Source organism: Streptomyces sp. NPDC127117 (assembly GCF_042677325.1).
Lineage (GTDB): Bacteria > Actinomycetota > Actinomycetes > Streptomycetales > Streptomycetaceae > Streptomyces.
The window spans coordinates 32,263-40,328 of the sequence record NZ_JBHXTM010000062.1; the positions used below are offsets into that span (position 1 = coordinate 32,263).

The following is an 8,066-nucleotide window of genomic DNA, read 5'->3' on the forward strand; positions in this document are numbered from 1 at the left end:
CGCCGTCATGGGGGGGGGCCCCCGGGGGGGGGGGGGCTGCCGCGCGTGGGGGGGGGGGGGGGCCCCCCCGGGCCGGGCCCCCGCGGGCCACTTTTTGGCCCCGGGCGCAAGTGGGGCCGCGGGCCCCGGGGCCAAAGGTCCCCCATGTTCAGGTCGGGGGAAGCGGCATCGGGGGGACAAGCCGCTTCCCCCGGTGAGAACGGGGCCTCCGGTCCTCGTCGCGGTCAGGGGGGTGACCTGCGGCGGGGATCCCACAGTGGGGGCCCGTTCCGAGCCCCTCGGAGTACCTGCCGTATCCGCTGGGCTCACCGTCCATCCTGCTCCCTCGCGGGGGATGCGCAGGCGGGCAAAGGGCCTCGATCGCCGGGTCCTTGGTCCTTAAAGGCTGTGTGAGTGCGGTCGGAAGCCTCCCGGGGAGGCGGTCATCCGTGCGGATAGAATCGCCCGACTGCACAGGAGATCGAAACAGAGGATCGAAGGGGAGGCAGGGGCTGTGGTGCAAGCGAAGAAGATAGCTCTCTACGTAGTAGTCGTCTTCGTGCTGTACACGATCATCACCTCCCCGGCCCGGGCGGCTGATCTCGTCCAGGTAGGGTTCGAGGGCGTTTCGAGTGCCGCACAGGGCGTCGGCGACTTCATGTCCGAGCTCGTGAAGTAGGAGTACACCGTGATCCGCCATCTGGTCCTGTTCAAGCTGAACGACGGCGTCGAGCGGGACGACCCGCGGGTCGTCGCCGGGGCGAAGGCCTTCCGGGAGCTGGAGGGGCAGATTCCCGAGCTCGCGTTCTGGGAGTGCGCCTGGAACATCACCGACCGGCCGATCGCGTACGACTTCGCCATCAACTCCGCGGTCGCCGACCAGGACGCCCTGAAGCGGTACATCGAGCACCCCGCGCACCAGGCCGCCGCCGGGCAGTGGCGCGAGTTCGCCACCTGGGTGATCGCCGACTATCCGTTCTGATCCGGCCGATCCGGCCGATCCGTTCTGATCCGGCCGATCCGTTCTGATCCGGCCGATCCTTTCTGATCCGGCCGATCCGGTTGATCCAGCTCATCCGGTTGAGCCGGTTGATCAGGAATCCGGTTCGTCCGGACCGCCACCTGGCCCCTCACCATTGCGGTGAGGGGCTTTTTTGGTGTTTAAACCAAGTTGAACCCAACACGACGCTATACGGTGCTTGCACACAGTGGACATGTCTTGTGATGCTATGACCGCTTTTGACGGATGAGTTGACCGAAGTTGACCGCAAAGGGGTGGCCTCATCGTGCCGGCCAGTACAGCGCCTCAAGTGCCTCCCCAGTCCGTCCAGACCGAGGCGCCCGACAGTACGACGACGCCCGCCAGGACCCGGGGCGCGGACACCAGGGCGCTCACCCAGGTGCTTTTCGGCCAGCTCAAGAACCTGGAGCCGGGAACCCCGGAGCACGGCCGGGTGCGGGCGGCCCTCATCGAGGCGAACCTCCCGCTGGTGCGGTACGCCGCGGCGCGGTTCCGCAGCCGCAACGAGCCGATGGAGGACGTCGTCCAGGTCGGCACGATCGGGCTGATCAACGCCATCGACCGGTTCGACCCCGAGCGCGGTGTCCAGTTCCCGACGTTCGCGATGCCGACCGTCGTCGGCGAGATCAAGCGGTACTTCCGGGACAACGTCCGGACCGTCCACGTACCCCGGCGCCTCCACGAGCTGTGGGTCCAGGTCACCGGCGCCACCGAGGACCTGACGACCGCTCACGGCCGATCGCCCACCACCGCGGAGATCGCCGAGCGGCTGAGGATCTCCGAGGACGAGGTGCTCGCCTGCATCGAGGCCGGGCGCTCCTACCACGCGACCTCGCTGGAGGCCGCCCAGGAGGGCGACGGGCTGCCGGGACTGCTGGACCGGCTCGGCTACGAGGACCCGGCGCTCGCCGGGGTCGAGCACCGCGACCTCGTCCGGCATCTGCTCGTACAACTGCCCGAGCGCGAACAGCGCATCCTTCTGTTGCGCTACTACAGCAATCTGACGCAGTCCCAGATCAGTGCCGAACTGGGTGTCTCCCAGATGCATGTGTCAAGGCTGTTGGCCCGCAGCTTCGCCCGACTCCGATCCGCAAACAGGATCGAGGCCTAACCGGATCGGGTAGAGCAGCAGAAGTCCCGTTTCCGACGGCCCAAATGGCCCACACCCCCTGTTAACTGCGCAGACGTCACAAAGACTTGTCGACATGTCACTACAGCGTGTTGCCGACATGTGACATTCTGCGGGAACCGCGTTTGCCGTGGCCTCGCCTCCGGTATTCAGGTGGAGGCTGCGTTCCTCCGATGGTCGCGGCTCGACGCGACCGTCCGCGACCTCAAGGGGGTGGCATGTCCGCAGAACAGGGCAGCTCGAAGGTGCTCACGCTCACGAAGAGCGAACCCGCACCCGTTGTGCTCACCAGCTCGTCGGAAGCCATCGACACCCGCACTCTGTCCCGCTCGCTGTTCCTGCGGCTCGCCGCTCTGGGGCCGGCACCCGGCCCCGATGGAACGGACAGCCCGGAGCGTGCCTACGTACGGGACACACTCATCGAGCTCAACCTCCCGCTGGTGCGGTACGCCGCGGCGCGGTTCCGCAGCCGCAACGAGCCGATGGAGGACATCGTCCAGGTCGGCACGATCGGCCTGATCAAGGCGATCGACCGGTTCGACTGCGAGCGGGGCGTGGAGTTCCCGACCTTCGCGATGCCGACCGTCGTCGGGGAGATCAAGCGGTTCTTCCGTGACACCTCGTGGTCGGTGCGCGTGCCGCGCCGGCTCCAGGAGCTGCGGCTCGCGCTGACCAAGACCAGCGACGAGCTCTCGCAGAAGCTCGACCGCTCGCCGACCGTGCCCGAGCTGGCCAAGGCGCTCGGGGTCTCCGAGGAGGACGTGGTCGACGGTCTGGCCGTCGGCAACGCGTACACCGCATCCTCGCTGGACTCGCCCTCGCCCGAGGACGACGGCGGCGAGGGCTCCCTCGTGGACCGGCTCGGCTACGAGGACTCGGCCCTGGAAGGCGTCGAGTACCGCGAATCGCTCAAGCCGCTGCTGGCCAAGCTCCCGCCGCGCGAGCGCCAGATCATCATGCTGCGGTTCTTCGCCAACATGACCCAGTCGCAGATCGGCGAGGAGGTCGGCATCTCGCAGATGCACGTCTCGCGCCTGCTGACCCGTACGCTCGCGCAGCTCAGGGAAGGACTCATCGCCGACTGACCGCCGTGGACTCCCGTACCGGAGCACAAGGGTTCCGATTTGACGGAGCGTCAGCCACACTGGCGCGATGCGACGTCAGATGCTCGGCTCGAACGGCCGCCGGGGCACCGTGATCGCCGCCTCGGCGGCCGCGCTGTGTCTGGGTGGCGTGCTGGCCGCCTGCGGCGGAGGTACGGCGGACGAGGGCTACGTGGCGCTCGGCGCGGCGGGAACGGACTCCGGGAGATCGCCGACCGGGGCGGTGGCGCCGTCCGGGAAGGTGACGCTGGTCCCGCTGGACCGCGACGGCGAGGGCGGCAGCCGCAGTGGCGGCGGTAGTGGCGGTAGTGGCCACTCCGGTGATCGTGGGGCTTCGCCGGGGGCCTCGGCCCGTGCCGAGGGGGCGGGAGGTGCGGACGCCACGAGCGGTGGAGCGTCCCGGCCGTCCGGAGCGCACGGCACCGGCGGCAGCGGGAGCGGGAGCGGGAGCGGCAGCGGGAGCGGCAGCGGGAGCGGGAGCGATACAGGGGGAACCGGAGGGGAGCCCTCCGCACCTTCGACGCCTTCTGCGCCCTCGACGCCCTCCGCACCCGGATCCGGCACACCCGCCGGGCCCGCCGTCCTGGCGGTGGGCGAACCGGTGCGGGCGGCGGCGGACGAGCGCTGGTGCGAGAAGGTGACCGTGAAGTTCCGGAACACCGGAGGATCACCGGCGCGGTCGGGAACCGTCACCTTCGCCACGCACATCATCGGTGCGCTGGGGGTCGACTGGGGGACCGTCGAGTCGACCGGGCCGCTGCCCGCGCCGATCGACGCGGGAGCGGCGCGGACGGAGACGTACACCGTCTGCGTGGACGCCTGGCGGGTGCCCCTGGGCATGCATGTCGAGACCCGGGACGTCACCGCCGTATTGAAGTAGTGACGGGTGGAAGCGTGCGGGGCCGGACGGGCCCCGGACAGGTCCTAGCCGAGGGCGAGCCAGGCGACCGCCGCGAGGGCGACGATCACCACGACGACGGCGACGATCACCCCGACGCGCGGTCCGGACGAGGCGGCGGGCTGCTGCCGGCGCTGCGGCTCGCCCTCGTCGACGAAGGCGCGGAACATCTGGGTGCTGCCGGCCGGGTCGTGGTTGCCCTCGGGGCCCTGCGGGGCGTGGGGGTTGTGTGCCATGAGCCAGGACCCTAGCGAACTCGGCGTTGCGGCCCAACCCCCGGGTCGGCCAAGGGCCGAGGCCGGGGGCGCGGAAGCGGTGAGGAAGCGGCCGGACCCCTGCCTCGGGGTGGAGGCCGGTGCGGCTGCCGCGGGGTGGATTCAGGCACGCATACAGGGCACTTGTGGGGTGTGGCGCAAGGGGCTGTCGACAACTCGGCCCATATGTGCGGGACTTGGTGTGCCGACTGTTTTCCGGTCGGGTTCGAGGGGGCGTTTACGGGCACTCGGCGTGTCCGTTTCCTCACGCGGCCGGCGCGGCTCCGGGCGGCACCCCACCCGTCCCCCATGTGGCGCGAGACACACCCCGCATCATCCGCACGCCACACGCTGGACCTTTGACCGGAGCCGTACGCAGCCTTTTGCGTTCCTTTACTTCTGCAAGCCCCTTTTCGTTTGCCTGCAGCAACCAACGGCTTCTATGGTTGCCCTAAGCAACAAGATGAACCGGTGAGATGTCTGGGGGTCGTCCCGTGGCAGCACGGAGTCAGTACGAAGAACTGGCCCGGCAGCTGAGTGCCGTAGGGGCCGTCAAGAGGGGTCTCGCCCGCATCCTGCCCGCCGAATGTCCGGGCGGCTCCGCCGCGGTGCTGGCTCTTCTCAGGCAGCACGGCGAGATGCGGATCAGCCGACTGGCCGAATTGCTGGACGTCGACATGTCGGTGACCAGCCGTCATGTCGCCCATGTGGCCGAGCGTGGCTGGATCGAGCGGTCCCCGGATCCGGCGGACAAGCGGTCCCGCATCCTGCGGCTGACCCCCGACGGACATGACGTGCTCGGCGATCTGAACCGACGGACCACCGAGATGTTCGCCCACAACCTCTCCGACTGGTCGGACGACGAGGTCGGACAGCTCAACACGCTGTTGGCCCGGCTGCGCGACAGTTTCGCCTGTCGCGGGCCCAGCGGGTGCGGCCCCGGAAAGCACAGCGGCGACTGCCGCACCCGGCATGCCGACAGCGACAACGACTCGCACACCCGTACACCCGTGTAACAGAAGCAAAGACAAGGACTTAAATGGCTACGACCACACCAACCGGTGTGCGGGGCGGCCACGCCAAGCACGGGGGATCCTCCGATCCCTCGTCCGGCGCGCCGATGACACACCGGCAGATCATGGAGGCGCTGGCCGGGCTCATGCTCGGCATGTTCGTCGCCATCCTGTCGTCGACCGTTGTCTCGAACGCACTGCCCGAGATCATCTCCGACCTCGGCGGCGGCCAGAGCGCCTACACCTGGGTGGTCACGGCCTCGCTGCTGGCGATGACCGCCACCACCCCCCTGTGGGGCAAGCTCTCCGACCTGTTCAGCAAGAAGCTGCTGGTTCAGATAGCCCTCGTCATCTACGTCGCGGGCTCGGTCGTCGCCGGTATGTCGACCAGCAGCGGCATGCTGATCGCCTGCCGTGTCGTCCAGGGCATCGGCGTCGGCGGTCTCTCCGCCCTGGCGCAGATCGTCATGGCGGCCATGATCGCCCCGCGTGAGCGCGGTCGCTACAGCGGATACATCGGTGCGGTGTTCGCCGTCGCCACCGTCGGTGGTCCGCTGCTCGGCGGTGTCATCACCGACACCAGCTGGATGGGCTGGCGCTGGTGCTTCTACGTCGGTGTGCCGTTCGCCGTCATCGCGCTGATCGTGCTCCAGAAGACGCTGAAGCTCCCGGTCGTCAAGCGTCAGGTCAAGGTCGACTGGTGGGGCGCGTTCTTCATCAGCGCCGCCGTGTCGCTGCTGCTCGTCTGGGTGACCTTCGCGGGCGACAAGTACGACTGGCTGTCCTGGCAGACCGCCGCGATGGTCATCGGTTCCGTCGTGCTCGCCGGCATCTTCGTCGCCGTCGAGTCCAAGGCCAGCGAGCCGATCATCCCGCTGCGCCTCTTCCGTAACCGCACCATCACGCTGGCCTCGCTGGCCTCGCTGTTCGTCGGTATCGCGATGTTCGCGGGCACCGTCTTCTTCAGCCAGTACTTCCAGCTGGCGCGCGGCAAGTCGCCGACGATGTCGGGCGTCATGACGATCCCGATGATCGCGGGTCTGTTCATCTCCTCGACGGTCTCCGGCCAGGTCATCACCAAGACCGGCCGCTGGAAGGCCTGGCTGGTCAGCGGTGGCTTCCTGGTCACCGCCGGGCTCGGGCTGCTGGGCACCATCCGGTACGACACGGAGTACTGGCACATCGCGGTCTACATGGCCGTCATGGGTCTCGGCATCGGCATGATGATGCAGAACCTGGTGCTCGCCACGCAGAACCAGGTCGCTCCGTCCGACCTCGGCTCGGCCAGCTCCGTCGTCACCTTCTTCCGTTCCCTCGGTGGTGCGATCGGCGTCTCGGCGCTGGGCGCCGTCATGGCGAACCGCGTCACCCACTACGTCAAGGACGGTCTCACGGAGCTCGGCCCCAAGGGCGCTGCCATGGGCCACGGCGGTACCGGCGGCGGGGGCATCCCCGACCTGGACAAGCTGCCCGCGCCGTTCCGTACGGTCGTGGAGAGCGCCTACGGGCACGGTGTCGGCGATGTCTTCCTGTACGCCGCTCCGGCCGCGCTGATCGCCTTCGTGATCACGATCTTCATCAAGGAGGTCGCCCTGAAGACCAACGCTTCGAGCGAGACCGCGACCACGGCCGAGACCCCGGTCGCCGAGGCGGTCGAGGCTCCGGCCACCATCGCCGACGCGCCGGTCTCCCCGGCCACGGCCACCTCGGTCGACACCCTGGAGGCACCGGTCGCCACCCTGCACGGCACGACCGTGCACGGTGTGGTGCGCGGCGCCGAGGGCGCACCCGTCGCCCGGGCCGCCGTCACGCTGATCTCGCTGGCCGGCCGGCAGCTGGGGCGCTCCGTCGCCCAGGCCGACGGCAGCTACGGTCTGGACGCGCCGGGCTCCGGCAGCTACGTCCTGATCGCGTCCGCCGACGGCTTCCAGCCGCAGGCGTCCACGGTGGTCGTCGGTGCCGAGCCGCTCGCCTACGACATCCTGCTCTCCGGTACGAGCGGACTGGCCGGTGTCGTGCGGGCCGCGGAGACCTCCGCCCCGGTGGAGGACGCCATGGTCATCGTGACCGATGTGCGCGGCGATGTGCTGGCCACCGGCAAGTCCGGCGAGACGGGCGAGTTCGCCTTCGGTGAGCTGGTGCCCGGTTCGGTGACCGTCGCGGTGAACGCCGCCGGCTTCCGTCCGCTGGCGCTGCCGGTGGAGATAGGCGGCCAGGGCGTCACCCGGGTCGAGGCCGCGCTGCAGTCCGGTGCGCTGGTGCAGGGCATCGTGCGGGCCGGTTCCGCGCGGCGGCCGCTGCCGGACGCCCGGGTCACACTGGTCGACGCGGCGGGCAATGTGGTCGCCACCTCGACGACCGGGGAGGACGGGGCGTACGCCTTCACCGACCTGGACTCGGGCGACTACTCGGTCATCGCGACCGGCTACCCGCCGGTGGCGAGCGCGCTGACCGTCGCCGGTCGCGGGGCCGACGGCCACGACATCGAACTCGCCCACCCCGGCGAGTAGGAGCGCCCGGCGGCAGGCGGCGCGGACGCCGCGAAGCCTGCCGCACGGCGTTCTCACCACAGACCTCTGGCGGGTCGGCGTTTCGAGCGGAGACGCTGTACCGGCCGGTGGAAATGGGCCCCGGCGGCGGGGACGGCAGGCAGGGGACGGCCTGCCGTC

The 8,066-nt window shown here is 69.6% G+C and carries 8 protein-coding genes; 7 read left to right on the forward strand and 1 reads right to left on the reverse strand.

Going from position 1 to position 8,066, the window contains the following annotated elements; all coding sequences use genetic code 11:
• Window positions 1–493 precede the first annotated feature (493 nt).
• From ACFVH0_RS34800 to ACFVH0_RS34820, 5 genes are all read left to right on the forward strand, one after another.
• Window positions 494–658 (forward strand): hypothetical protein, encoded by a 165-nt coding sequence (locus ACFVH0_RS34800; RefSeq protein ID WP_356481987.1) that lies wholly within the window; start codon window positions 494–496, stop codon window positions 656–658.
• A 9-nt stretch (window positions 659–667) separates the two neighbouring features.
• A complete protein-coding gene (locus ACFVH0_RS34805; protein WP_385826843.1) occupies window positions 668–961 on the forward strand; it encodes a Dabb family protein in 294 nt (97 codons plus the stop codon).
• Between the two features lie 304 nt (window positions 962–1,265).
• Window positions 1,266–2,111 carry an RNA polymerase sigma factor SigF gene (locus ACFVH0_RS34810; RefSeq protein WP_266914311.1) on the forward strand — a complete coding sequence of 282 codons (846 nt, stop codon included), beginning with the start codon at window positions 1,266–1,268 and terminating at the stop codon, window positions 2,109–2,111.
• A 236-nt stretch (window positions 2,112–2,347) separates the two neighbouring features.
• Entirely contained in the window at window positions 2,348–3,214 is an 867-nt protein-coding gene (locus ACFVH0_RS34815; protein WP_385826845.1) for an RNA polymerase sigma factor SigF, read from the forward strand.
• A gap of 67 nt (window positions 3,215–3,281) precedes the next feature.
• Complete coding sequence (locus tag ACFVH0_RS34820) at window positions 3,282–4,112, forward strand: hypothetical protein (protein ID WP_385826847.1); 831 nt, start codon at window positions 3,282–3,284, stop codon at window positions 4,110–4,112.
• Window positions 4,113–4,156: 44 nt separating this feature from the next.
• Here ACFVH0_RS34820 and ACFVH0_RS34825 read toward each other — a convergent pair whose 3' ends face one another.
• Window positions 4,157–4,366: a hypothetical protein gene (locus ACFVH0_RS34825; RefSeq protein ID WP_385826849.1), complete on the reverse strand. Its 210-nt coding sequence runs from the start codon at window positions 4,364–4,366 to the stop codon at window positions 4,157–4,159.
• A gap of 512 nt (window positions 4,367–4,878) precedes the next feature.
• On the opposite strand from ACFVH0_RS34825, the gene ACFVH0_RS34830 reads away from it, so the two are divergent.
• Together ACFVH0_RS34830 and ACFVH0_RS34835 are read left to right on the forward strand one after the other, a co-directional pair.
• Entirely contained in the window at window positions 4,879–5,400 is a 522-nt protein-coding gene (locus tag ACFVH0_RS34830) for a MarR family winged helix-turn-helix transcriptional regulator (RefSeq protein WP_385826851.1), read from the forward strand.
• Window positions 5,401–5,423: 23 nt separating this feature from the next.
• Window positions 5,424–7,907, forward strand: a complete 2,484-nt coding sequence (locus tag ACFVH0_RS34835) for an MFS transporter (protein ID WP_385826853.1) — start codon at window positions 5,424–5,426, stop codon at window positions 7,905–7,907.
• Window positions 7,908–8,066 lie beyond the last annotated feature (159 nt).

Excerpts from the sequence above, each read along its gene's own strand:
- ACFVH0_RS34815 (WP_385826845.1), top strand. The coding sequence starts at position 2,348 with ATGTCCGCAGAACAGGGCAGCTCGAAGGTGCTCACGCTCACGAAGAGC.
- ACFVH0_RS34820 (WP_385826847.1), top strand. The coding sequence starts at position 3,282 with ATGCGACGTCAGATGCTCGGCTCGAACGGCCGCCGGGGCACCGTGATC.
- ACFVH0_RS34825 (WP_385826849.1), bottom strand. The coding sequence starts at position 4,366 with ATGGCACACAACCCCCACGCCCCGCAGGGCCCCGAGGGCAACCACGAC.
- ACFVH0_RS34835 (WP_385826853.1), top strand. The coding sequence starts at position 5,424 with ATGGCTACGACCACACCAACCGGTGTGCGGGGCGGCCACGCCAAGCAC.